This is a genomic window from Listeria welshimeri serovar 6b str. SLCC5334 (genome assembly GCF_000060285.1).
In the GTDB taxonomy this organism is placed as follows: Bacteria; Bacillota; Bacilli; order Lactobacillales; family Listeriaceae; genus Listeria; species Listeria welshimeri.
The window spans coordinates 1,883,556-1,909,259 of the sequence record NC_008555.1; the positions used below are offsets into that span (position 1 = coordinate 1,883,556).

At 38.1% G+C, this 25,704-nt stretch carries 26 protein-coding genes; 3 read left to right on the plus strand and 23 right to left on the minus strand.

The genetic code is table 11. The features are described from left to right. Window positions 1-8 precede the first annotated feature (8 nt). The 6 genes from carB to pyrR form a co-directional block, all read right to left on the minus strand. A complete protein-coding gene (gene carB, locus LWE_RS09455) occupies window positions 9-3,221 on the minus strand; it encodes a carbamoyl-phosphate synthase large subunit (RefSeq protein ID WP_011702624.1) in 3,213 nt (1,070 codons plus the stop codon). Beyond that, window positions 3,214-4,305: a carbamoyl phosphate synthase small subunit gene (locus tag LWE_RS09460; protein ID WP_011702625.1), complete on the minus strand. Its 1,092-nt coding sequence runs from the start codon at window positions 4,303-4,305 to the stop codon at window positions 3,214-3,216. Before LWE_RS09460 ends, carB begins: the two co-directional genes overlap by 8 nt. Next, window positions 4,302-5,582 carry a dihydroorotase gene (locus LWE_RS09465; RefSeq protein WP_011702626.1) on the minus strand — a complete coding sequence of 427 codons (1,281 nt, stop codon included), beginning with the start codon at window positions 5,580-5,582 and terminating at the stop codon, window positions 4,302-4,304. The genes LWE_RS09460 and LWE_RS09465 overlap by 4 nt, the downstream gene beginning before the upstream one ends. After that, window positions 5,570-6,481, minus strand: coding sequence for an aspartate carbamoyltransferase catalytic subunit (locus LWE_RS09470; RefSeq protein WP_011702627.1), 912 nt, complete (start codon window positions 6,479-6,481; stop codon window positions 5,570-5,572). The genes LWE_RS09465 and LWE_RS09470 overlap by 13 nt, the downstream gene beginning before the upstream one ends. Window positions 6,482-6,560: 79 nt before the next feature. Further along, window positions 6,561-7,847: a solute carrier family 23 protein gene (locus tag LWE_RS09475; protein WP_011702628.1), complete on the minus strand. Its 1,287-nt coding sequence runs from the start codon at window positions 7,845-7,847 to the stop codon at window positions 6,561-6,563. 134 nt (window positions 7,848-7,981) lie between these two features. Beyond that, window positions 7,982-8,533: a bifunctional pyr operon transcriptional regulator/uracil phosphoribosyltransferase PyrR gene (gene pyrR, locus LWE_RS09480; RefSeq protein WP_011702629.1), complete on the minus strand. Its 552-nt coding sequence runs from the start codon at window positions 8,531-8,533 to the stop codon at window positions 7,982-7,984. Window positions 8,534-8,764: 231 nt separating this feature from the next. Here pyrR and LWE_RS09485 point away from each other — a divergent pair, with 231 nt between their 5' ends. After that, window positions 8,765-8,983, plus strand: coding sequence for a hypothetical protein (locus LWE_RS09485; RefSeq protein WP_011702630.1), 219 nt, complete (start codon window positions 8,765-8,767; stop codon window positions 8,981-8,983). Between the two features lie 101 nt (window positions 8,984-9,084). After that, window positions 9,085-9,906, plus strand: a complete 822-nt coding sequence (locus LWE_RS09490; protein ID WP_011702631.1) for an STAS domain-containing protein — start codon at window positions 9,085-9,087, stop codon at window positions 9,904-9,906. 20 nt (window positions 9,907-9,926) lie between these two features. On the opposite strand, the gene LWE_RS09495 is transcribed toward LWE_RS09490, so the two are convergent. From LWE_RS09495 to LWE_RS09505, 3 genes are all read right to left on the minus strand, one after another. Then, window positions 9,927-10,835, minus strand: coding sequence for an RluA family pseudouridine synthase (locus LWE_RS09495; protein WP_011702632.1), 909 nt, complete (start codon window positions 10,833-10,835; stop codon window positions 9,927-9,929). Then, on the minus strand, window positions 10,835-11,299 hold the full coding sequence (lspA, locus tag LWE_RS09500; RefSeq protein WP_011702633.1) for a signal peptidase II: 465 nt from the start codon (window positions 11,297-11,299) through the stop codon (window positions 10,835-10,837). Before lspA ends, LWE_RS09495 begins: the two co-directional genes overlap by 1 nt. A gap of 82 nt (window positions 11,300-11,381) precedes the next feature. Beyond that, window positions 11,382-12,665, minus strand: coding sequence for an NCS2 family permease (locus LWE_RS09505; RefSeq protein WP_011702634.1), 1,284 nt, complete (start codon window positions 12,663-12,665; stop codon window positions 11,382-11,384). A gap of 174 nt (window positions 12,666-12,839) precedes the next feature. Here LWE_RS09505 and LWE_RS09510 point away from each other — a divergent pair, with 174 nt between their 5' ends. Next, complete coding sequence (locus LWE_RS09510; protein ID WP_011702635.1) at window positions 12,840-14,210, plus strand: MATE family efflux transporter; 1,371 nt, start codon at window positions 12,840-12,842, stop codon at window positions 14,208-14,210. A gap of 13 nt (window positions 14,211-14,223) precedes the next feature. On the opposite strand, the gene LWE_RS09515 is transcribed toward LWE_RS09510, so the two are convergent. From LWE_RS09515 to msrA, 14 genes are all read right to left on the minus strand, one after another. Then, window positions 14,224-15,156 carry a metal ABC transporter substrate-binding protein gene (locus LWE_RS09515; RefSeq protein ID WP_011702636.1) on the minus strand — a complete coding sequence of 311 codons (933 nt, stop codon included), beginning with the start codon at window positions 15,154-15,156 and terminating at the stop codon, window positions 14,224-14,226. Next, a complete protein-coding gene (locus LWE_RS09520) occupies window positions 15,153-15,974 on the minus strand; it encodes a metal ABC transporter permease (RefSeq protein WP_041176443.1) in 822 nt (273 codons plus the stop codon). Before LWE_RS09520 ends, LWE_RS09515 begins: the two co-directional genes overlap by 4 nt. 23 nt (window positions 15,975-15,997) lie before the next feature. After that, window positions 15,998-16,720 carry a metal ABC transporter ATP-binding protein gene (locus LWE_RS09525; RefSeq protein WP_011702638.1) on the minus strand — a complete coding sequence of 241 codons (723 nt, stop codon included), beginning with the start codon at window positions 16,718-16,720 and terminating at the stop codon, window positions 15,998-16,000. A gap of 156 nt (window positions 16,721-16,876) precedes the next feature. Next, entirely contained in the window at window positions 16,877-17,293 is a 417-nt protein-coding gene (locus tag LWE_RS09530) for a MarR family winged helix-turn-helix transcriptional regulator (RefSeq protein WP_011702639.1), read from the minus strand. 34 nt (window positions 17,294-17,327) lie between these two features. Then, window positions 17,328-18,818 (minus strand): lmo1851 family serine protease, encoded by a 1,491-nt coding sequence (locus tag LWE_RS09535; RefSeq protein ID WP_011702640.1) that lies wholly within the window; start codon window positions 18,816-18,818, stop codon window positions 17,328-17,330. A gap of 152 nt (window positions 18,819-18,970) precedes the next feature. Further along, a complete protein-coding gene (locus LWE_RS09540; RefSeq protein WP_011702641.1) occupies window positions 18,971-19,177 on the minus strand; it encodes a heavy-metal-associated domain-containing protein in 207 nt (68 codons plus the stop codon). Between the two features lie 11 nt (window positions 19,178-19,188). Continuing rightward, window positions 19,189-21,402 carry a heavy metal translocating P-type ATPase gene (locus LWE_RS09545; RefSeq protein WP_011702642.1) on the minus strand — a complete coding sequence of 738 codons (2,214 nt, stop codon included), beginning with the start codon at window positions 21,400-21,402 and terminating at the stop codon, window positions 19,189-19,191. Window positions 21,403-21,416: 14 nt separating this feature from the next. Beyond that, window positions 21,417-21,710, minus strand: coding sequence for a copper-sensing transcriptional repressor CsoR (csoR, locus tag LWE_RS09550; RefSeq protein ID WP_003723408.1), 294 nt, complete (start codon window positions 21,708-21,710; stop codon window positions 21,417-21,419). A 122-nt stretch (window positions 21,711-21,832) separates the two neighbouring features. Then, window positions 21,833-22,669 carry a M15 family metallopeptidase gene (locus tag LWE_RS09555; protein ID WP_011702643.1) on the minus strand — a complete coding sequence of 279 codons (837 nt, stop codon included), beginning with the start codon at window positions 22,667-22,669 and terminating at the stop codon, window positions 21,833-21,835. A 57-nt stretch (window positions 22,670-22,726) separates the two neighbouring features. After that, complete coding sequence (gene deoD / locus LWE_RS09560; protein ID WP_003767481.1) at window positions 22,727-23,428, minus strand: purine-nucleoside phosphorylase; 702 nt, start codon at window positions 23,426-23,428, stop codon at window positions 22,727-22,729. A gap of 12 nt (window positions 23,429-23,440) precedes the next feature. Continuing rightward, on the minus strand, window positions 23,441-23,674 hold the full coding sequence (locus tag LWE_RS09565; protein WP_003720177.1) for a YozE family protein: 234 nt from the start codon (window positions 23,672-23,674) through the stop codon (window positions 23,441-23,443). Window positions 23,675-23,736: 62 nt separating this feature from the next. Beyond that, a complete protein-coding gene (locus tag LWE_RS09570; RefSeq protein ID WP_011702644.1) occupies window positions 23,737-24,642 on the minus strand; it encodes a Gfo/Idh/MocA family protein in 906 nt (301 codons plus the stop codon). An 82-nt stretch (window positions 24,643-24,724) separates the two neighbouring features. After that, entirely contained in the window at window positions 24,725-25,162 is a 438-nt protein-coding gene (gene msrB, locus LWE_RS09575) for a peptide-methionine (R)-S-oxide reductase MsrB (protein WP_011702645.1), read from the minus strand. A 6-nt stretch (window positions 25,163-25,168) separates the two neighbouring features. Continuing rightward, on the minus strand, window positions 25,169-25,702 hold the full coding sequence (gene msrA / locus LWE_RS09580) for a peptide-methionine (S)-S-oxide reductase MsrA (protein ID WP_011702646.1): 534 nt from the start codon (window positions 25,700-25,702) through the stop codon (window positions 25,169-25,171). Window positions 25,703-25,704: the final 2 nt, after the last annotated feature.

Here is a 25,704-nt window from a genome sequence, read left to right on the forward strand (position 1 = left end):
TCTTCTATTTAAACTCGTACTTTAGGTTGCTTCACTTCACTGGCATTCATGGATTCTAGTTCAAAAGAGCGTGATTCAAGTACACGCAAGATAGCTTCTGCTGTATCGAGCGATGTACATACTGGGATACCATTTTCGACGGATTCGCGACGAATTTGGAAACCATCTCGTTCTGGACGTTTTCCTGTAGTTAAAGTATTTACAACGAGAGTTACTTGGCCGTTTCGAATATAATCAATTAGTGTTTCTTGATTTTCACCAATTTTTTTCACTTGCGAAACAGGAATTTCTGCTTCTTCTAAAGTGCTGGCTGTTCCTTTTGTCGCCATAATGGTAAACCCAATTCGATTAAATCTTTTCGCTAGTTCAACTGCTTCTTTTTTATCACGGTCAGCTACTGTTAGAAGTACCGTTCCATAATCATGCATCGTTGTCCCGCTCGCTACAAAGCCTTTATAGAGTGCTTTTTCAAGCGTCACATCTTTCCCCATAACTTCTCCTGTTGATTTCATTTCAGGTCCAAGTGATGTGTCGACACTACGTAATTTTGCGAAAGAGAACACTGGTACTTTTACAAAAATTTCTTGTTTTTCTGGTGCAAGTCCTGGCGTGTAGCCTAGGTCGATTAAGTTCTCTCCTAAAATCACTCTCGTCGCCACATTTGCCATTGGAATTTCCGTAATTTTACTTAAAAATGGTGCTGTTCGACTGGAACGTGGATTTACTTCAATGACGAAAACTTCTTCGCCATCTACCACGTATTGGATGTTAAGCATACCGATAATATTTAAGCCAGTTGCTAGTCTTGTCGTATAATCCACAATCGTATTTTTCACCTGCTGGCTTAATCGTTGTGCTGGATAAACAGCAATCGAGTCGCCTGAATGAACACCTGCGCGCTCAATGTGTTCCATAATTCCTGGAATTAGCACATTTTCGCCGTCACTGATGGCATCCACTTCTACTTCTTGGCCGCTAACATAACGGTCTACTAAAACGGGGTGTTTCGGATTTACTTTTACAGCGTTTGTCATATAATGTTTTAACGCTTCTTCTGACTCTACAATTTCCATTGCTCGACCACCAAGAACATAGGATGGGCGTACTAAAACCGGATAGCCAATATCAGTTGCTACTTTGATTGCTTCTTCTACTGAAGTGGCCGTTTTCCCAGCTGGTTGCGGGATTTGTAAGATTTCTAGCGCTTTTTCAAAAGCATCACGATTTTCCGCGCGATCCGTATCTTCTAAACTTGTACCAAGAATTTTAACGCCTCTTTTAGCTAATCCATCCGCTAAGTTAATAGCCGTTTGTCCACCAAATTGTACAACAACCCCTAGTGGCTGCTCAATTTCAATTACGTGCATCACATCTTCTAATGTCAGTGGTTCAAAATATAATTTGTCCGAAATACTAAAGTCCGTCGAAACTGTTTCTGGATTATTATTGATGATGATTGCTTCATAACCTGCTTGTTGAATTGCCCATACCGAATGTACAGTCGCATAGTCGAATTCGACACCTTGTCCAATCCGAATCGGACCCGATCCAAGGACAATCACACTTTCTTTTGCTGAGCGTGTTGACTCATTTTCCTCTTCGTAAGTGCTATAGAAGTAAGGTGTGGTCGATTCAAATTCAGCTGCGCACGTATCAACCATTTTATATACAGGAAAAAGATTTTGCGCTTTGCGTAAGTCATAAATCGCTTGTTCGTCTATATTCCAACAAGTTGCAAGGAAAGCGTCGGAAAATCCTGCCCGTTTTGCTTCTGCTAAAATCGCTTCATTTTGCGGATTTTCTTTCACACGATTTTCTAGTTCAATTGATTTGCTTAATTTGTATAGGAAAAATAAATCTATTTTTGTTTTCTCGTGGAGTTGTTCGATTGTTTGCCCACGTCGCAAGGCTGCTGCGAGAAAGAATAAACGATCATCTTCTGGGAAACAAATTTTACGTTCTAAAGTTTCTTCGTCTGCATTCTCCGCTTCCTCTAGTAATAAGTGGTCAGCACCGACTTCTAGTGAGCGCACTGCTTTTAAAAGCGCTTCTTCCCAGGAACGACCGATTGCCATTACTTCTCCTGTCGCTTTCATTTGTGTTCCAAGACGACGATCCGCTTGTTCAAATTTGTCGAAAGCAAAGCGTGGAATTTTAGCAACAACATAATCAAGTGTTGGTTCAAAATGAGCAAAAGTTGTTCCTGTCACTGGATTTCTAACTTCATCTAGCGTCAAACCAACAGCGATTTTTGCTGCTAGTTTTGCAATTGGATAGCCCGTCGCTTTGGAAGCTAGCGCAGAAGAACGACTCACACGTGGGTTTACTTCGATAACATAGTAATTATAACTATCCGGATCAAGTGCCAGCTGAACGTTACAGCCGCCTTCAATTTCAAGCGCGCGAATAATTTTTAATGATACATCTCGTAGCAGTTGATATTCGCGGTCGGAAAGTGTTTGACTTGGTGCGACAACAATCGAATCTCCTGTATGTATGCCAACTGGGTCAATATTCTCCATATTACAAACCACCATGGCATTATTGTTCGCATCACGCATGACTTCATATTCCACTTCTTTAAAGCCAGCAATACTTTTTTCTAATAAACATTGTGTAACTGGACTAAGTTTTAAACCACTCGTCACAGTTTCGATTAATTCTTGTTCATTGTGACAAATCCCACCACCAGAACCACCAAGCGTATAAGCTGGACGAACGATAACCGGATAACCAATTCGTTCGACAAAACTATAAGCTTCGTCCAAATTATGAATAATATCGCTTTCTGGCACTGGTTCCCCAAGTTCATTCATCAAATCACGAAATGCTTCGCGGTCTTCCGCTTTTTTTATCGCTGTTAAATCCGTTCCAAGTACTTCTACGTTACATTCATCCAAGATTCCAGCAGCAGAAAGTTCCATTGCCATATTCAGCCCCGTTTGTCCTCCAAGCGTTGGTAAAATGGCATCTGGGCGCTCTTTACGAATGATGCGCGATACAAAATCAAGGGTAATTGGCTCAATGTATACTTTGTCCGCCATTTCGGCATCCGTCATAATCGTCGCTGGGTTCGAGTTCACTAAAACCACTCGGTAACCTTCTTCTTTCAAACTCAGGCAAGCTTGTGTTCCCGCATAATCAAACTCCGCTGCTTGTCCGATAACAATTGGGCCAGAACCGATTACAAGAATTGTTTTTATATCGTCACGTTTAGGCATGGATTTCACTCTCCTCTTTCCCATTCATCATTTCCATAAATTCATCAAATAAGTAATTTACATCACTTGGCCCTGGATTTGCTTCTGGATGATACTGTACTGTATATGCTTGATATTCCTTGTGTGCCAGTCCTTCTACCGTTTCATCATTTAATTCAATATGCGTTACTTTTAAATCAGTTCCAATTAGCGATTCTTTTTCTACTGCATAACCGTGATTTTGGGCAGTGAAGTCCACTCGTCCTGTAGCTAGTTCTTTTACCGGATGATTCGCACCACGGTGACCGAATTTCAACTTAAATGTATCTGCTCCGTTCGCAAGTGCAAACAGTTGATGCCCTAAGCAGATTCCAAATAATGGTAGTTTACCTTGAATACCACGAATCATTTCTAGTGCTTCTGGAACATCTTTTGGATCCCCAGGTCCATTTGATAACATTACGCCATCTGGGTGCATTGCAAGAATTTCTTCGGCTGTTGTATTGTATGGAACAACTGTCACATAGCAATTACGTTTATTTAATTCACGTAAAATCGAGCTTTTCACACCGTAATCAACTAGCACGACTCGTTTACCACCACCTGGGCTTGCAAATGCTTTAGCCGAGGAAACTTCATGCACTTGGTCAACCGGCAAACGAACTGAACGCAAATGGTGTAACAATTCTTCTTTATTAGCTGTTTCTGCTGCTAAAATGCCTTTCAATGTCCCTTCTTTACGGATTAGTTTCGTTAATTTACGCGTATCAATCCCCGCAATTCCGGGAATACCTTTTTCTTTCAAAAATTCATTTAATGTCATTTGATTGCGCCAGTTAGAAGGAAATTCAGCAGCTTCCCGCACTACAACGCCTTTGACAGCTGGATTGATGGATTCAAAATCGTCGCGATTCACTCCATAATTCCCAACGAGTGGATAGGTGAAAGTAATAATCTGACCGTAATAGGAAGGATCTGTGATTGTTTCTTGATAACCTGTCATTCCTGTATTAAAAACAACTTCTCCTATAGTTTCTTTTTCACTACCAATCGCGTCCCCGATAAAATAATTGCCATCTTCTAGCATTAAAATTCGTTTTGTCATTTGCTTTCCCCCTCCTTGTATACAAGTGTTCCTTCTACAAACGTCGCCACTGGCCAGCCGATACACGTTTCTCCAACGAATGGTGTATTTTTTCCTTTTGAATAAAAAGTGTCTGGGTCAATGGTAGCTTCTTTTTCTAAATCAAGCACAACGATATCCGCTGTTGTACCTTCTTCTAGTTTGCCATATGGTAGTTTAAAGCATTCTGCTGGTTTCACCGTCATCCAGTCAATTAGCTGTTTTAATGTCCATTCATTCGTTTGAACAAAATGTGTATACAGTAATGGGAATGCTGTTTCTAGACCTACAATTCCGAATGCCGCTTGCTCCATCGGCACATTTTTTTCTTCCGCTGCGTGTGGGGCATGGTCTGTTGCAATAAAATCAATGGTCCCATCAAGTAATCCTTCTAAAAGCGCCGCCCGATCAGCTTTGCTCCGAAGTGGTGGATTCATTTTCCACTGACCATCATTTCCTGGAATAGCTTCTTCGTCTAAAATTAAGTGATGTGGGGAAACTTCTGCAGTAACGCGAATTCCGGCCCGTTTCGCATCTCGTACAACCCGAACAGATTCTTTTGTAGAAATATGGCAAACATGATAGTGACAGCCCGCCGCTTCCGCTAACAAAACGTCCCTCGCAATTTGAACCGACTCAGCAATATTTGGAATACCTTTCAAGCCTTCTCTTTCAGCAAAAATCCCATCATGGACAACACCGCCGTAAATAAGTGAGTTATCTTCGCAGTGAGCCACAATTGCCATATCTAGTGCCGCCGCTCGCTTCATCGCCTCATACATTGTTCCAGCTAATTGCACGCCAACCCCATCATCTGTGAAAGCAAATGCGCCTGCTTCTTTTAAAGCTTCAAAATCTACTAGTTCGTCCGTTCCAAGACTTGTTGTAATTGATGCGTACGGTAAAACACGAACCTCTGCTGTTTCTTTAATTTTCGCTTGTAATCTTTCCATTACTTCTTTGGAATCTGGAACCGGTTTTGTATTAGGCATCGAGCAAATTGTCGTATAACCACCACGTGCTGCCGCTTTCGTTCCTGTCAAAATAGTTTCCTTATGTTCCCCGCCTGGCTCACGAAGATGTACATGGACGTCGATAAAGCCTGGTGCAATTAGCTTACCTGTGGCGTCAAATTCCTCACCACTTGTTACCTCAATCGAATCTGCAATCAAGTTGACTTTACCATTTTGAATAAGAACATCTTTGTTCTCGAGTTCGCCTGATTCATTTAAAATTTGTCCATTTTTTAATACGTACATACTTTCGCCCTCCTGCTCTTTTCTTTTAAAATTACTTCCAAAATTGCCATCCTTATAAAAACGCCATTTGTCATTTGTGTAACAATGCGTGATTTTTCGCTTTCTACTAAACTATCAGCAATTTCTACATCGCGATTTACCGGACTTGGGTGCATGATGATTGCATCTTCTTTTAACTTCATCGCCCGTTCTTCCGTCAAACCAAATTTTTCGTGGTAGCTTGCTTTCGTAAATCGTTCTGTGCCGCTGTGGCGCTCATGTTGTACACGTAAAAGCATCATCACATCAACCTTTTCAACCATCTCATCGATAGATAAGTACGTCCCATACGCTAAGTAACTATCATCAAACCATTCTCTTGGTCCTGAGAAAAACAACTCTGCTCCAAGTCTTTTCAGAACTTTCATGTTTGAATTGGCTACCCGACTATGACGAATATCACCAACAATGGCTATTTTCAATCCTTGAAAAGTACCAAATTGTTCTTTTATCGTGAATAAATCTAGCAGTGATTGACTTGGATGTTCCCCGCAGCCGTCCCCGCCGTTTACGATAGCAATATCTAGATTTTCAAGTCCTGCATAGTAGTTTTCATCTGAATGTCTAATCACCGCGACATTAACCCCGACAGCCTGCATTGTCAGCAGTGTATCGTAGAGCGTTTCCCCTTTTGTCATACTAGAACTCGAGGCATCAAAGGAAATGACTTCCACACCTAACTTTTTTTCCGCTACTTCAAAACTCGTATGTGTTCTTGTACTCGGTTCAAAAAACATATTCACCGCAAAAGTCTGCTCTTTAAAAGTGGCTTTCTTCCCGTGTTTAAACTGTGCCGCCTGCTCTAATAAATGCTCGATTTCATGGACAGTTAATGCTTCCATTGACAACAAATTTTTCATTCAAAGCGCCACCTTTTCTCATTCAATTTATACAAAAACCTCTGTGATTTTTTTGTCTGCAGAGGTTTTTTGTCATGTGTTATGCTGATTTATGTTTGGCTGGTAATATTAAGTTTAAGATAATCCCAACTATTGCTGCCATTGCCATACCCGGAAGTTCAAATGTACCAGATTTAATAGTAAGTCCACCAATCCCGACTACTAGTACAACAGAAGCAATAATCATATTACGGTTGCTACTTAAATCAATTTTATTTTCAATCATCATTCGAAGTCCACTTGTCGCAATCACCCCAAAGAGTAGCAGGGAAATTCCGCCTAGAACTGCTGTTGGGACTGAGGTGATAACTGCATTAATGTAGCCAATAAATCCGAAGAGGATAGCGAAGACTGCCGCTCCTCCGATAACAAACACGCTATATACTTTTGTAATTGCTAAGACGCCAATATTTTCGCCATATGTTGTAACAGGAGGTCCACCGATTAGCGATGCGATAATCGAAGCAGTACCATCCGCAAGCAAGGAACGGTGAAGTCCAGGGTCTTTAAAAAAGTTTTTATTCGTAATTCGGTTAAGAAGTAATTGATGTCCCATATGTTCTGCCATCGTTACAAACGCAAGAGGCGCCATACTAAGAACAACTGTAACGGTAATGACTGGATCAATATTCACAAATGGAATACTAAAATCTGGTATTTGGAAAAACGAGGCATTTTTGATTAAAGTGTAGTCTACCATTCCAAATGCCATACTAGTTAAATAACCTACTGTGAAGCCAAACAAAATCGGAATCAAACCCATAAACCCTTTGAAAAACATCATCGCTATTATGGTTGCTAGAAGCGTGATAAGTGCTACTCCTAATGTTTTCAAATCATAAGCGCCTTTGTTTGTTCCCATCGCCATCGCAGCTGCACTTGGAGCAAGCGACAAACCAATGACCATAATTACTGGTCCAACAACAATTGGTGGTAACACTTTTTGAATCCAGTCCACACCAGCGTAGTAAACAATCAAAGAAACAATCGCGTACACAACACCGACTGAAAAAGTACCAACCATTACAGCGCCAGGACCTCCGCCAGATTTTGCTGCAAGTAATGCGGTGATTGGTGCAATGAAGGTAAATGATGAACCTAGATATGCAGGTATTTTTCCACGTGTAATTCCTAGATAAGCAAGTGTCCCGAGTCCGCTAGATACAAGCGCTACCCCCGGGCTTAACCCTGTCACACTTGGCACAAAGATAGTAGAGCCAAACATAGTGAAAAGGTGCTGAATGCTAAGAATAATCCATTTATTAAAGCTTGGTTTTTCATGTATATCTAGTACTGGTTTTGTCACTGTTTCTGTCGTTTCTGTCATTTTCTTCCCTCTTTCTTCATAAAAAATACCCCTTGTCTGTGTCGACAAAGAGTATAGAATAATCCCCTAAATATATAGAAATTAATCACTCTTTGTCAGCCTCACAGGACTGCTTTTAAAAAAGTGTTACATTGTTATTCATTTTTGTTAATAATTACCGCATCTTCCGCATGATCCACATCAGTTAAACGAACTTCAACTCGCTCATTTGCAGATGTTGGAATGTTTTTTCCAACGTAGTCTGCCCGGATAGGTAATTCCCTATGCCCCCGGTCAGCAAGTACTGCAAGGTGAATTTGTGCTGGTCTTCCTACATCCATTAATGCGTCCATTGCGGCACGCACTGTTCGACCAGTGTAAAGCACATCATCTACAAGCACAACTTTTTTTCCATTAATATCAAATGGAATGTTCGTTCCGTGAACTGCTGGCTCGCGAGTGTCATCATCTTTGTAGGATAAATCATCTCGGTAAAGTGTAATGTCAATATCCCCAACTGGAACATCCATACCTTCGATTTCAAGTATCCGTGTATGCAATCGTTCTGCAAGATAAATACCACGCGTCTTAATACCAACAAGTGCAAGATCTTTTGTACCTTTGTTTCGCTCGATGATTTCGTAACTAACACGAGTGAGTGCGCGTTTGATTGCCGCCTCATCCATAACAACTACTTGTTTTTGCATCCGAAATCTCTCCTTTTGTGCAAAAAAATAACCCTCTGCCAGTATAAGCAAGGGAACGCGTACGGGTATAGAATAATCCCGTCAAATTATCGTCACCTTCTTAGCCTCTCTGGACTATGTTAAAGGACTTTATTTCATTAGACTCATCTTACCCGAAAGAACGCTCCTTGTCAAACATAAAAATAAAAAACATGTTATACTAGTTGTACTAAAATAAAGGAGGCCAAACATATGGCTACATCTAAAGCAAAAAAGAAACGCCAAAAGTTAGTTCGCGCGGGTCATTTAAATCCAGAAATAAAACGAAGTCCGTTTGCGCTACTTGATTTAAGTTCCAAACAAACCAAAACAAAAAAAGGATATCTTTATAGTAAGAAACAGAAGAATCACCAAGAAGATGATTCTTTTTTTGTGGTCTTTTTTAAGTTTTCACATTTTATACATATATAGATTTTAAAAAAGGGATAGCCTTTGGAAATCATTCCTTTTTTAATTATCTTTGTGCTATGATTTAGTTGCTTATAATCAAGTACTTAAGAGGTGGAGCTAAAATGACTATTATGAATCATTTAGTACAACAAAAAGAAATCATCGTGAAAGAGTGGCTTTCATATTATGTATCTGTGGATGATCCTTATATTTTTACCCTTAAAAACGATACCCGCCTAAAAGACGAAACAAGACTTGTTTTAGATAATTTATTTATTGGAATGAAAGAAGAAAAACAACAAATGAATACTTTTGCTCGTGAACTAGGAAAAGCACAATTTATTACTTCTTTAGGGATATCGCACATTTTATTTCATATTCGTTTATTAGAGAAATTTATGCTTGAATACGCATTAGAAGTGACTAATACCTCTACAAATTACCAAGATTTATATGAATTTAATATGACTCTTCATGAAGTATTTAGTAATTTCACTCAAAATCTAATTGAAGGTTACACCATTGCAACAGAAGAATTAATGCAACAAAAAGAAAACCAAATGATTAAGAACTCTACTAAATTAATCCGTATTGCTGAACAAGTTTTTCTTTTGCCTTTATCAGGAACGATGACCGAAATACGAGCACAGCAAATAATTGAAAGCGCCTTATTTGAAACTTCCGATCAACCTGTAAGCTACTTAATTATTGATTTATCTGGGATGCAACTTGAATCTCGACATATTGGCGAATATATCAATCAATTTTTTGAATCATTAAAGTTAGTTGGTGTTACGCCTATTGTTACCGGAATGCAGCCCGAAACTGCAAAAATCATGATCAATAGCCATATGAAACATCCAAAAGGTATTCAAATTTTCCCCACATTACGTCAGGCAACTAGAGCGCTTATAAAAGAAAAAGAAGCAAGTAACGAGTTTTAGTTTCGTTACTTGCTTCTTTTTTAATCTTCTTGTCGTAATGATTTCAGTGCTTTTTCGAAGGATGCTGGAAGTGGTGCTTCAAAAGTCATTCGCTCATTTGTTGTTGGATGATCGAATCCTAATTTTGCGGCATGAAGATATTGACCGTTGCCTTTAATCGTGTTTTTAGGACCATATTTTGGATCTCCTGCTAAAGGATGTCCGATGTATTTCAGATGTACACGGATTTGATGCGTACGTCCAGTATCAAGTTTACAATTAATAAGCGTATAACCTGGCAAGCGTTCTAAAACTTCGAAATGTGTTCTTGCTTCTTTACCATCACGCACGACTGCCATTTTTTGACGATCTTCTTTTGCTCGGCCAATAGGTGCTTCAATCGTTCCTTTTTGATGGACAATGTCGCCGTGAACAAGTGCGATATATTCTCGATCAGAAGTTTTGTCTTTTAATTGTTTGGCAAGCGATTCATGGGCATGATCATTTTTCGCTACCATTAATAATCCCGATGTATCTTTATCAATTCTGTGGACAATACCTGGTCGGATTTTGCCGTTAATACCAGATAAATCGTCACAGTGGAACAGTAAAGCATTCACGAGTGTACCACTTGCATGGCCAGCTGATGGATGAACAACCATTCCTTCAGGTTTATTTACCACAAGCATATCTTTATCTTCAAAGTAAATATCTAGGGGAATATCTTCCGCTAATACTTCCAGTTCCTCTGGTTCGCGAATTTCATAATGAATTTCGTCGCCTACTTGCACTTTGTAATTGGGCTTAGCAAGTTCTCCGTTTACGGTAATATCACCGTTTTTTAGCATAAGTTGTATCGCTGAACGACTTTTTCCCATCATTTCAGCAATCACTTTATCCACACGTTCACGCGCATGACTTTCTTCTATAATCAATGTTTCATTCTGCATTATTTAATTCCTTTCGTTTTGCGGTCGTCTACAAAAACATACACGAGCATTAGTACGACACCAACTGAAAGCGAGGCATCTGCCACATTAAAAATTGGAAAGTAATAATTTCCCCATACTGTTTGTACAAAATCTACTACTTCTTGATGCAATACCCGGTCGATAAAATTACCAATCGCACCACCTAGAATAAACGCTAAACTAATGGAAAATAGTCGCTTTCCTTTGGCATATTTTTGCATAATATAAATTATAATTCCAATAACAATTACTGTAATAAGATAGAAAAACCACATATGCCCTTCTAAAATACTCCAAGCTGCTCCGTCATTACGATAGCTTGTCCAGTATAAGAAACCAGGAATAACTTCTATTTTTTGTCCAATTTCCATATTTTGAACAACAAACCACTTAGTTAATTGATCTAGCGCAATTACGGCTAGGGTGATTAGATAATAATACATTTTTTCGAACCCTCTTTTCACATCAGTTAAATAAAAAGTACGCGCTCTCCCGTAAATACAGCAAGAGCGCATTACTTCTTTGTTATTGTATGATAAATTGAAGCAAAAATAAAGCTGCAATTACATACATGATTGGGGAAGTACGTTCTTTATTTTTCGTGAAAGCACGAAGAATTGGATACGCAATAAACCCAGCCGCAATTCCGTCTGCAATACTATATGTCAGCGGGATTAATACAATAATCAATAGTGCTGAAAAAGTTTCTGCCGCATTGGATAAATCCATTTCTTTAAATTCTTGTAACATTGACATCCCAATAACTATTAAAATAGGCGCAATGGCACTGTTAGGAATAAAAGATAATACTGGCATCAAGAAAAGGGAAGCGATGAAGAATATACCTGTCGTTATTGTTGCTAGGCCTGTTTTTGCTCCACTCGCAAACATCGAACCACTTTCAAGCGCAGAGATAGTTGGGCTTGTACCAAATAGGCCTGATAAAAAGGCAGTTAGTGAGCTAGCTTTTAAAATACGAGGTAATTTTTCGGTTTGTTTCAGTTGCCTTACTTGTCCGTTTGTTAGGCCAACTGTTTCAAACACAATCACCATCGTCATCGTGAAGACTGCACTCCAAAAACTCACACTCGCCATTCCAGAAAAATCAGCTTGAAAGAGTACATCACTCCACGGTGCAACACTCATAGAAGCCCCGCCAATTTTCCCAGCGACACCGAACATCATCCCAACAGCCGTTCCGATGATTAAACTCCATAAAAATGCACCTGGAATTTTCCGAATAACTAGAATCATTGTAAGTAGAAGTGTTACAAGCGTAGCTAAAACAAATGGATCACTTAAATCCCCAACGGCAATAATGGCATGTTTTCCGCTTGTTACAATTCCGCCTTTTTCAAGCCCTAGGAAGATTAAGAATATTCCTAATCCCACCGTAATCGCTTGTTTTAAAATGAGCGGGATAGCTTCATTTAATTTTCCTGCAAGTGGTGTAAACGCAAGAATCATAAATAGTAAGCCACTCATTGTAACAGCAGCAAGCGCAACCTGCCAACTTAGTCCCATCCCTTGCACGAGGTTATAAGCGAAAAGCGCATTAATCCCCATTCCCGGCATTAGAATAAGTGGTGCATTTGCCCAAAATCCCATAATCAAACAACCTAACGCCGAAATAAAAATCGTCGCAAGGACTGCTCCTTGATAAGGAACTCCAGCCTCGGCTAAAATCGAACTATTGACAACAATAATATATGCCACCGTAAAAAAGCCAATCATTCCAGCCAAAAATTCAGTCCGGATATTGGTTTTATGCTCGTTCAGCCGAAATACTTTGTTGAAAAATTTCTGCATACTTTTTCCTCATTATGAAATTGTCCCTCTCCCAACCCGCAGAGTATTGCCCCTGCCACAGAACTTTATTATAACAAAGATAGTAAATATACGAAAGGAAAAGTTTTTTGGTTAGACTACCAGTTCACTTAATTTATGCTATAATCTGAATGGATACAAAAAGGAGATGATTACTTGCAACAAACAGTCACATATGGAGCAAAATGGAAACAATTTTTAACAATATTTACACCAATAGTAATTACCCAACTCACACTTTTCTCCATGACGTTTTTCGATACAACTATGAGTGGAAATTATTCGAATCAGGCGCTTGCTGGTGTGGCAATTGGTAGTTCCTTTTGGGCTCCCGTGAATGCTGCTTTTTCCGGTTTACTGATGGCAATTACCCCTATTATTGCCCAGTTAATCGGTGCAAAAAAAGAAAAAGAAGTCAAAAACACAGTGCATAACGGCCTATATATCGCATTATTGTTAGCTTTTATTTTAATTCTTATTAATTTTATGGTCGTTCCTATGATTTTGACACATATGCCTGTTACAGCAGAAGTAGCGCATATTGCTCGCCATTTTTTAAATGGGATTTGTATTGGAATTCCCGCTTTTTTTATTTCAGCGATTTTACGTTCTTTTATTGATTCGCTTGGTTTAACCAGAGTGACAATGCTTATTACACTTTGTACCGTTCCCTTTAATATCTTTTTAAATTATTGCTTTATTTTTGGGAACTTTGGTTTCCCGGAAATGGGTGGCGCTGGTAGTGGTTACGCAACGGGGATTACTTATTGGCTAGTCGTTTTAGTTAGCGTGATTTTAATCCAAACGCAAACTAGATTACGCAAATTTGACATTTTTAAAGGCTTTACTGCACTTCATTTCTCCAAAATAAAGGAAATTATCGGGATTGGCGTTCCGAATGGTCTAACCATTTTATTTGAAACGAGTATTTTTTCAGCTGTGACAATTTTAATGGGCGCTTTTGGGACAGAAACGATTGCCGCTCATCAATCAGCAAATAGTGTTTGTACATTGCTCTATGCCTTTCCGCTTAGTGTCGCTTCTACACTAACCATTCTTGGTGGCTATGAAACCGGAGCTAAACGGTTAAAAGATGCTAAACAATATCGGCATATCGGCATGACTGCTGCAATTTTAATTGGATTTATTAACGGTGCAATACTGTTTTTCTTCCGAGATATCATCGCTGGCTTTTACACGAATGATATAGAATTAATTGAGCTAATTAAGCATTTCTTAGTTTATGCGATACTCTTCCAATTCGCGGATGCTGTGTTATCTCCAGTTCTAGGAGCATTAAGGGGATATAAAGATGTTACGGTTACTTCCGTTGTTGCCTTTATCTCCTATTGGTTGATTGGACTTCCGGTAGGTTATGGTTTATCGTTTACAAATTTAGGGCCATTTGGTTACTGGATAGGTTTAAGTACGGGACTGTTTATCGCCGCATTTATTTTATCCATTCGAGTTCGCAAAACAGAACACAAACTTTCATTACAGGCAAAAAAAGCAGAGATTTCGAGCTAATCTCTGCTTTTTTTTATTTGGCTAAACCATCATGAATTTTATCCAGATTGTAACGCATCATGTCCAAATATGTGTCACCTTCCTGCCCTTTTTTCGCTGTGGAATCTGTGAAAATTTTTGCGAATATTGGTACACCGGTTTCTTTTGACACACTTTCCATACTGCGTGGATCGACACTCGTTTCCACAAATAAATTGGGCACTTTTTCTTTTTTCACAATACCAACTATCCGTTTCATTTGGTCGGGTGTTCCTTGACTTTCTGTATTTATTTCCCAAATGTACGCAGCTTTTAAGCCATAACGAGCAGCAAAATATTTAAATGCGCCTTCGCTTGTTACTAATGTTTTTTGATTATCTGGTAAATCAGCAAATTTTTGTTTTGCTTCTTTGTCTAACGCAGCTAGTTTAGCGATATATTTTTTAGCATTATCTTTATAAAAACTAGCATTATCTGGATCAGCTTTGACAAGGGCATCCCGTACATTTTCTGTATACAAAATCCCATTGTGCAAATCCAGCCAAGCATGCGGATCAGTTTCAGAAGTTTTTCCTTTTTCGGTTAAATATTTTGGTTTGACTCCTTTACTTAGTTCCACTACTTGATCCTTGTCGTCTCTTGATTTATCAGCAGTTTCAAGCATGCGGTCAAACCAACCATTTCCCGTTTCCAAATTTAACCCATTATAAAAAATTAGGTCTGCATCTGCTGCACTTTGGATATTGGCTGGCAATGGATCGTATTCATGCGGATCCACCCCAACTGGCACAATGCTATGAAGCTCAATCTTGTCCCCACCTACATTTTTAACTATATCGGCTAAAATCGAATAGGTTGCAACCACATTTAGTTTGCCATTTGCTTTTTTTGTATCGTTATTTTGACTAGAACACCCCGCAAGTACAACTACTAATGCGAGAAATGCCATAACTATTATTTTTTTCATTCGACTACCTCCTTCTTTTTAGAAAATATTAATCCTTGTTTTGGGGCGAATAAAAAGGCAATAAAGAAAATAACCGTTGCAACTAAAACCATTGCAGCACCTGATGCTAAGTTAAAAATATAACTAAAGTAAAGACCGACAATTGCGCTTATTGCACCAAATGTGGAAGCTAAAACAATCATTTTTGATAATTTATTTGTCAGTAGATAGGCTGTTGCAGCAGGTGTAATTAACATAGCTACTACTAAAATAATCCCAACTGTTTGTAATGCTGAAACTGTCACAAGCGTCAAGAGTAACATTAAAAAATAGTGCAAAAATTTCACATTTAACCCATATGCTTCTGCCATCACTGGATCAAATGAACTCACTAAAAATTCTTTATAAAAAAGGGCGACTAACGAAATTACTAGTATCGCTATAATAATCGTCATCCACATATCCGAACTTCTAACTGCGAGCACATTTCCAAATAAAATATGATACAAGTCCGTACTACTTTTCGCAAAAGAAATTAAGATTATTCCGAGTGCGAAAAATGCGCTAAAGACTATGCCAATTGCTGTATCATTTTTTATACGACTTTTTTGATTCACAAAACCAATTCCGAGTGCTGCTGCAATACCAAATGTTGCAGCTCCAATAAAGAAATTCATTCCCATCATGTAAGAAATCGCTACACCTGGCAAAACTGCATGTGAAATCGCATCTCCCATTAGTGACATTCCACGTAAAATGATAAAACTACCGATGACTCCTGACACAATTCCAACTGTCACAGAAGTAATCAGTGCTTTTTGTAAAAAACTATATTGCATTAAACCTTCTAAAAACAACTTCACTACACCCCCGCTTGAAATGCTACCGGCGCATCACCATAAGCAAATTTAATTTTATCTTCCGTAAATGTTTGTTCTACTGGACCGTGCGCCACTAATTTTTTGTTGAGTAAAATAATATCGTCAAAATATGCGGCCACTTTATGAAAGTCATGGTGAACGACAACGATTGTTTTTCCATTGTCTCTTAGTTTTTTTAATAATTTCATAATGAGCGCTTCACTCGTCATATCAATTCCAGCAAATGGTTCATCTAGAAAGAAAATTTCCGCATGTTGGGCAAGGGCACGTGCAATAAAAACACGTTGCAATTGTCCACCAGATAGCTCTCCGATTTGTCTTTTCAGAAATCCTGTCATTTCCACTTGCTCTAAAGCATCTAATGCTAGTTGTTTTTCTTTTTTGCCAGGACGCTTTATTAACCCAAGTGCCGGATAAGTACCAAGTAATACCATATCAAATACCGTAATTGGGAAAGTTAAATCCACTTCACTACGTTGAGGTACATAAGCGATTTTCTTTCTCCAATAAGAAAGTGGCTTATCTTCTAATGTTACTTGACCTTCTTCACGTGGGATTAAACCCATCATTCCTTTTAATAGAGTAGATTTTCCAGCTCCATTTGGACCAACAATTCCTGTTAATTTTCCTGATGCTATTTGAAGTGTGACATTATCTATTGCCACTTTTTGCTTGTAAGCGATTGTTAAACCTTGAATTTTCATATGAACCACCCTTTTCCTTCAAGACTAATTTTTACTCTTAGCTAAAAATGTTTCCTTAGAGCAACTTTAGAATAAAGTATAACGAAGAATTGTTTTCTTGTAAAGTAAAATGGACAAAAAAATCCCGCAGTCTTTTAAAACTACGGGATTTGTTTATTATTTAATTGATCCATCTGCTAATTTTTTTAGGAGTTTGCGAAACTCTGCTTGCTCATACTCGGAAAATACAGCAAATCTTTTTACGATCATTTCTTTTTTCTTTTTATCAATTTCTTTAACGAATTCCTCGGCTTTTGGTGTTAATTTTAATTCAATAATTCGGCGGTCTACTTCAGAGCGATGACGGGTAATAAATTGTTCTTCGACTAAAGTATCAGTAATGGCGGTAATATGACTAGCTGAAACATCAAGCGTTTTTGCTAATTCTGATGTTTTCGTAAGTCCACTCGAAATTAAACTCAAAACCCTGTACTCACTACCACTCAGTCTTTTATCGAGCACTGCTTCTACTTCATGACGAAAACTATTGAAAATCCGCTTAATCAATGTTTCGATCTCTAAGTATGTTTCCATTTTTGCTACCTCCAGTTTTTCAAAAATCAAATGTTTACTTCACCAAGGCTTTTGCTTTTTGCAGTTGTGGATCGGTTTCTTTTAGATGTTTTTGCGTTAATTCGACTAGTTTATCTGTTGTCACTCCAGTCATAATTCCTGTTACATCTAGTTTGTTCGCTGATTGGAATCTTTGTACTGCATATTCTGTATCTGTATCATACAAACCATCTACTTTTCCAACGTTATAATCTAGCGCTCTAAGCAATGTTTCGATAGTTTTCACATCATCACCGAAGTCGCCATTTTTATAAACTTTTGTAGAAGAAGGTATTGTCATGGTTGCATAATCTGGCATTTTTACAACTTCATCAGGTGTAATACCTTTCTCATGAATCCATTCACTATCTGGTGTTAACCATTTTGCTACTGTTAATTTTAAAGTGGATTCATCGGATAAACTTGTAGCTGTTTGAACAGTTCCTTTTCCAAAAGATTTAGTCCCAACTAGTTTGATGCCACCAGATTCTTTGGCTGCTGCTGCAAGAATTTCTGATGCACTTGCGCTACCGCCATCAATAAGCATGGTGGTCGGTACTTTTACCTTGTAGTCCCCGTGAGCTGAACTATCTGCTTTGATAGCTGATTTTTCGCCATCTTTCCCTTGTTCTTGAACGACAATTTTACCATCTGGAACAAAAAGACTAGAAATCGAAACAGCTTGATCAAGTAAACCACCAGGATTTCCTCGTAAATCTATTACAAGACCTTTCATACCATCTTTTTCAAGAGATTTAAGTGCTTTTTCAAGTTCATCATAAGTAGTTTCTGAAAAAGTACTAATCGTTACGTGCGCAATTTTGTCTTTGCCCATTTCTTTATACACAGTCTCAATTGGAATTTCGTCACGTGTAATCGTTACATCAAATGGTTTTTCTTCACTTGCGCGCTGAATGGTTAAGGTTACTTTTGTTCCTTTTTCACCACGGATTTTTTGAGTTGCTTCTGTAGCTGTATCGCCTTTAAGTGATTTGCCGTCTACTTTAGTAATAATATCTTGCGGAAGTAAACCTGCTTTTTCGGCCGGAGAATTTTTGATTGGTGAAACAACCATAATCGCTCCATCTTTTTCTTGGATTTCAGCTCCAATTCCTTCAAAACTAGAGGATATCGTATCGTTAAATTCACTTGATTCTTTTTTCGACATAAAACTAGAATAAGGATCGTCTAAGGAATTAACCATGCCGTTTATAGCCCCATCCACCATTTTTGTGGAGTCCGTATCCTTATAATATTTCTCTGTGATTTCGTCATAAACATCATATAATTTAGTGAATTCTTTCCGTTCTGGAATGCTTACTTTTACTTGTTTATCGTCCCCTAAAGACATCACAATAGTGGTCACTAAGGCTGTTACAAATACAAAAGCAAATAATAGCATGATAAATGGAAACAATTTCATTCTAATAATACCGTTTCCGGGTTTTGGATTCTGCTCTTCGTTTTTTTCTACTTTGTCTTCTCCATTTTGTGGGGGTTGCTCCATCTTTCTTCACCACTTTCTATGTAAAATGTAGCTACTACTAGCACATTTTATTTAACTCATTTATTTTACCAGTTTTCCACCTATTTTGGTATCTTTTTTTCATGACATAGAAAAAAGAGGGATCCATTCAAGAACCCCTCACATTTCTAAACTTAAGCTACTTCATATCCAACTTCTTCTACCGCATCAATTAAAGCATCTTCTGTTACTTCTCCTTTTTCAAATTCAACGGTTGCTGTTCCTTCATCAAGCGAAACGACAGCGTTTTTCACACCACTTACTTCTGATAATGCTTTTGTTACACGAGCCTCACAGTGTTCGCAAGTCATACCTTCTACATTCAAAGTTAATTTTTCCATGTTTATTCCTCCTATGATTTAAATTTATATCTTTTTAAGCGTAGAGCGTTGGTTACTACAGAAACGGAACTGAACGCCATCGCAAGTCCTGCTACCCATGGTGCAAGTAAGCCAAGTGCGGCAATCGGAATACCAGCACAGTTATATGCAAGTGCCCAGAAAAAGTTTTGACGAATATTGCGCATTGTTGCTCTGGAAAGTTCTATTGTTTCTGGAATTAAGGTTAACCGATGACTTACAAGCGTTACATCACCTGTTTCTATTGCAATGTCTGTTCCTGTTCCAATACTAATTCCAATATCACTTGCAGCAAGGGCTGGTGCATCATTAATGCCATCTCCAACGAAAGCAACAATATGACCTTCTTGTTGTAATTTTTCTACTAAGGCACTTTTATCGTTTGGTAATTGTTCCGCAAAAAACATATCCGTTCCTAAATCTTTCGCCATATTTTCAACTACAACAGATTGATCACCGGAACAAATAGCCGTTTTGATCCCTTGTGCTTTTAATTTTTGAATTGCTTCTTTTGCTTCAGGTCGTGGTGTGTCGGATAAAGCAAGCGCGCCAGCATACACACCATCAATCGCCATTGCTACGACTGTTTTTCCTGCATTCATCCAACTTGCAATTAAGTCATCTTCTTCTTTAGGAATGGATGTAATGGAAGAAACATAACGATAAGCGCCAAGCTCCACTTTTTTTTCATCTAGAGTACCAGTCATTCCATGTCCAGCTTTAGCGCGAATTTTACCTTGTTTAATACTGGATACATCCATATTATCAGATGTTAACATTTTGATAATCGCTTTTGCAATCGGATGTTCTGATTGTTGTTCCATTAAGAATAAATAAGGGAAAAATTGATTACTTGTTGCTTTTTTATCGCTAACTTCTAATTTACCTTCTGTCAAAGTCCCAGTTTTATCAAAAACAATTGTATCAACTTTGGAAGTACGTTCTAGATGTTCTCCACCTTTAAATAATATCCCACTTTCCGCACCTTTACCAGTTCCTGCCATGATAGCGGTTGGTGTTGCAAGTCCGAGTGCACAGGGACAGGCAATAACTAATACAGCGATAGCAGCTTCGAGTGACCCGTCCATCGTTCCGGTCACAAGATACCAAATAATAAAGGTCAAAGCAGCAATTCCAAGTACAATTGGTACAAAAATACCTGAGATTTTATCTGCTAAACGTTGAATTGGCGCTTTAATTCCTTGTGCTTCCTCAACTAACCGAATAATGGATTCTAAGACCGTTTCTTCCATTCTTTTAGTGATTTTTGCTTGGAAAGCCCCATCAAAGTTTATCGTTGCACCAATGACCGAATCACCTGGTTTCTTCTCCACAGGCACAGGTTCACCAGTAATCATTGCTTCATCAATACTTGTTTCACCAGAAATAATTTCTGCATCCATTGGAACTTTTTCACCAGGACGAACCAAGATAATATCACCAATTTTTAAAGAATCTACTGGCACTAACCATTCTTTTCCTTCACGAATAACAGTGGCTTCCTTCGCTTGTAGTTCTAGTAATCCAGCGATAGATTCGGTTGTTCTGGAAGTTGCATACGATTCTAGTAATTTACCTAATAAAATTAACGTAATTAAAACCGCACTTGTTTCAAAATAATAATGTGGCATCACGCTTGGATCAATCATATGACGGATATATTCCACCACACTATAGAAATAAGCAGCCGATGTACCGAGCGCAACTAAAACGTCCATATTTGCACTTTTACCGCGAAGTGCTTTATAAGCCCCATCATAAAACCGCCAACCAATATAAAATTGAACAATGGTTGCAAGTACTAATTGAATAGTTGGATTTATCCAGTTAGCAATCGTTTCTGCAAATGCCATTTCATGTATATACGGAATGTGCGTTACCATCGTAAGAAGTAAAGGCAAGGAAAGAACGGCAGAGAGAATAAAACGTCTTACTTCCTTTTTAAAATTCTTCTCCAAAACAGCATCTTTTTCTTCTTTTGACATTTTTTCTGCGGCATCATAACCAGCATGTTTAACAACTTTAATTAAATCTTCTGTTGATGTCACTTCAGGATCGTAATATACTGCAGCATTCTCAGTCACTAAGTTAACGTTTGCTTTTTCTACACCCTCTGCTTTATTTAATGATTTTTCAATTCTCGTGGAACACGCCGCACAGGTCATCCCAAAAACATTCAAATCTTGTCTTACATATTTATCACTCAATTCATATACCCCCCTCAGGTTTTAGAAAATTGACGAATTGCTTTAAGTAAATCCTCCATTACATCGTCTTCACCATTTTTTGCAGCATCCACCACACAGTGTGCTGTATGATGTTCTAATACTTGTAATCCAACATTTTTAAGGGCTTTATTCGCTGCTGAAATTTGAACTAAAATATCTGTACAATATCTATCATCCTCGACCATTTGTGCAATACCCCGGATTTGGCCTTCGATACGTCGCAAACGATTTTGAAGTAATTTCGTTTCGTCTTCTTTACGTGGAACAATAGGTTGATCATGTTTCATTTTTTCTCCTCCTTTGTTTCTACAATTAACAGTATACCCCCTATAGGTATATTATGCAACCATTTAATTTCTAACACCAATAAAAAAAGCCATAAACAAAGGATTGTTTATGACTCAAAAGCTTATTGTTTGGCGGCATCTACTTTCTTTTGAAGTGCCTCCACATGCTCAAAAAATTCTTCTAAAGTCCAGTTATTTTTATAAATAATGGTTGCGGCATCTTTTCCCACATAACGATAATGCCAAGATTCGTATTGGTATTTAGTAATTGCTTCTCGACCTTTCATATAACGAAGAATAAAGCCGTAATTATGAGCATTTTCTTGTACCCATTTGCCTTCTGGTGTATTGCCAAATGCTTCCGTTAGTTCATAGGATTGACTCTCAGATGAAATATCCATTGCTAATCCTGTTTGGTGTTCGCTTGTACCAGGATATGCCACTGCTTCTCTCGCTTTTTCATCACCTTTTGAATTTACTTCCGCTTGAAATACTTCTTGTTGGCGTTTATAAGAACGATAGCCCGATACAGCAAACAACTTGTGTCCATCTTTGCTCGCGGCAGTAAACATTTCTTCTAACGCTGTTCCAGCTTCTTTACGCAACTGCGCTTTTTCCACTTTTTCATCACCAAAAGAAAATGTGACATTTGGTCGAACTAAATCAGGTGGGGTATACGATGGTTGTAAAGAGTAATCTTTGTTAGCAAGGACTAAGATATTATCTTCGTTTTCAATATACTGAATCCCATTTCTTTCCACTAATTTATTTTGTTTATCAATATACGGATATAGTGGATCTTTTTCTAATTCTGCTAATGACAGCTTCTCACTAGATGTGGATGCTTTTTTTTCAATTTCTGCAACTGGCTCTGCATTTTGCCCGCCAAAATATTGGTCTTCTACAGTATGCACACAACTGATACTAACGGCTAAAGCAATAGATAATAAAGAACTCATATATGTTTATCAACCTTCCTGTATACTTCATGCGACTTTCTAGGTTTGTCGTTATACTTATTTTATTGCTGCTTCTAGAGCTACAACAATCATATCATTAAAAGTAGTTTGGCGCTCTTCGGCAGATGTTTCTTCCCCAGTAAAGATATGATCACTTACTGTTAAAATGGCTAACGCACGACGACCGTATTTTTGTGCTAATGTGTAAAGAGCCGCTGCTTCCATTTCGATTCCTAGAACTCCATAATCAGCTAATTGCTGCTTATCTAATTGGTCATTGTAAAAACGATCAGCAGAGAAAACATTCCCTACCTTAAGAGATAATCCTTTTTCCACACCCGCATCATATGCTTTCTTTAAAAGAGAAAAATCTGCTACTGGTGCAAAATCTACGCCTGCAAATGTATTACGATTAATTTGTGAATCTGTAGAAGCAGCTTGTGCAATGACAACATCACGCACTTTCACGTCTGCTTGAATTCCGCCCATTGTCCCCACACGAATCAAATTTTTCACATCATAACTTTGAATTAATTCATTTACATAAATCGAAATTGATGGAATTCCCATTCCAGTACCCATCACAGAGACTTTTTCACCTTTGTATGTACCAGTAAAACCTAACATTCCTCTTACTTGGTTGAATAACACGACATCTTCCAAGAAAGTTTCCGCTATATATTTCGCTCGTAGTGGATCTCCTGGTAATAATATAGTTTCTGCAATTTCCCCTTGTTTCGCTTCGATATGTACGCTCATACATTTTTCCTCCTAGTGTTTGTTTTTCTCTTCATCTAGCAAATAAGCATCCCAAAGTTCATCGAAAATAGACATTCCCGGTAAGTATGGTGCATTAAACTCTAGATAGTCACAAAGGATATGATAATTCCTTGTTTGCTTTGGAAAACTATGATCTCGGTATGCATTGTTGGCAAATTCCGTTTTCTGATCTGTTAGTTTCGGGTCCCGATATGTCATTAAAAAATGATAAAATGATCTTCCCAACGTACAACACACTCCGCTCTTTTTATGCTTTAACTATAGTTGATTTCTACTAAAAAATAAAGTTAATTTTCTAATTGAAGTAAAATTTGTTCTGCAAGTTGGTGGGTCTGTAGCGCATCTTCTTCTGAAATTGGTGCTTTTTCCCCATTACGAACAGCCGTTAAAAAGGCTTGAATAATTGGAACAAAACCTCTTTTATAAAGCGTCGTTTCCCAATCCCCAAATCGTTCAAATCGTTCCGTTGTACCTTCATAAATATGCCTTTCTGTTACATTTTCCACTTCATATTTAGCTCCAGGTGTCATAACTGCTAAACGTTCTTCATTCACGCCGCTATCTCGATTCATAATAGCTGTAGCCACTTTGTCTCCAGCAGAAATTTGCACTGTTATGCTAGATAAAAGTTCCTTTTGCCAAACAGGAAAAACATTTACTTGATCGATTTTTGCATCTAATAGAAAACGAATTGTATCAATTACATGAATAAAATCATCGTAAATAAAAGTACGAGCTTCACCTGCTTGCGCTACACGATTTTTTTGCATTACAATCATATTCGTGTCTGATAGAGCTTTTAATTCTTGATATTTTGGAGCATAACGCCGGTTGAATCCGGTCATTAATATCGTATTCTTTTCAGCTGCTAAACGAGTCAATTCTTCCACTTCTTCTAAATTATCAGCAATTGGTTTATCCACATACACCGGAATATTATGCGATAAAAATGTACGAATTACTTCTGGATGGCTAGCTGTAGAAGAATGAACAAAAGCTGCATTTATACCAGACTCAATCATCGAATTGATACTTTGATGATAATGATCAAAACGATATTTTTCGCTTAAATGTTTTAATTTCTGTGCATTTCTTGTATAAAGATGTACTTCGATATTTTCCATTTCTGCAAAAACTGGTAAATATGCTTTTTGTGCGATTCCACCAAGTCCTACTACTGCTACTTTTAACATTGGAAAAACTCCTTTTCATAACAATGCCAGAGAATGATTTCGCGATATTATTCTACGCATTTCATTTTCTGGCATCATTTGTTTATTCAAAAATTTTTTTATATGCTTGATAACCTTCGTCATCTAATTTATCTACAGGAATAAATCTAAGTGCCGCTGAGTTAATACAATAACGCAGTCCACCTTTATCCTGTGGTCCGTCTGGAAAAACATGCCCTAAGTGTGAATCAGCATCAACGGACTTCACTTCTGTTCGAATCATGCCATGTGTACGATCTTTATGTTCTTTTACTTCTGCTTCATCAATTGGCTTGGTAAAACTTGGCCAACCACAACCAGCATCGTACTGATCCGTGGATGAAAATAACGGCTTTCCTGAAACAATATCTACATAAATGCCTTTTGCCGCATTATCATAAAACTCATTTTGAAATGGGCGTTCGGTACCCGCTTTTTGGGTTACATTATATTGTATATCTGTAAGTTGTTTAAGTCGCTCGTTCTTTTTACTTTCATCCATTTGACTTCACCCTTTCCAGTTGGCATCTATGAATGCAGCACGTCCTGAAGCAACTTGGTAACCTTCATAGTGCGCTTTTTCCTTTTTATAGAAATCTTGGTGATATTCTTCTGCTGGATAAAAAGTTTCAGCTTTTGCAATTTCTGTTACAATTGGTTTTTTAAATCTTCCACTTGCATCAAGAGCCGCTTTCGATTTTTCAGCAATCTCTTTTTGTTCATCATTGTGGCAAAAAATAACTGGTCGATACGAATCGCCGCGATCAACAAATTGGCCTGCTGCATCAGTTGGATCGGTTTGTTGCCAATATACTTCGACTAATTTTTCATACGGAAAAATTGCCGGATCAAATGTGATTTCAATTGCTTCTGTATGTCCTGTTGTCCCGCTGCAAACTTCTTTGTAGGTTGGATTAACTGTATGGCCTCCCGTGTAACCAGACACGACTTTTTCAATTCCTGGCTGCGTATCAAAAGGTTTTACCATACACCAAAAGCACCCTCCAGCAAATGTTGCTTTTTCAAGTGATTCTTTTGTCATAA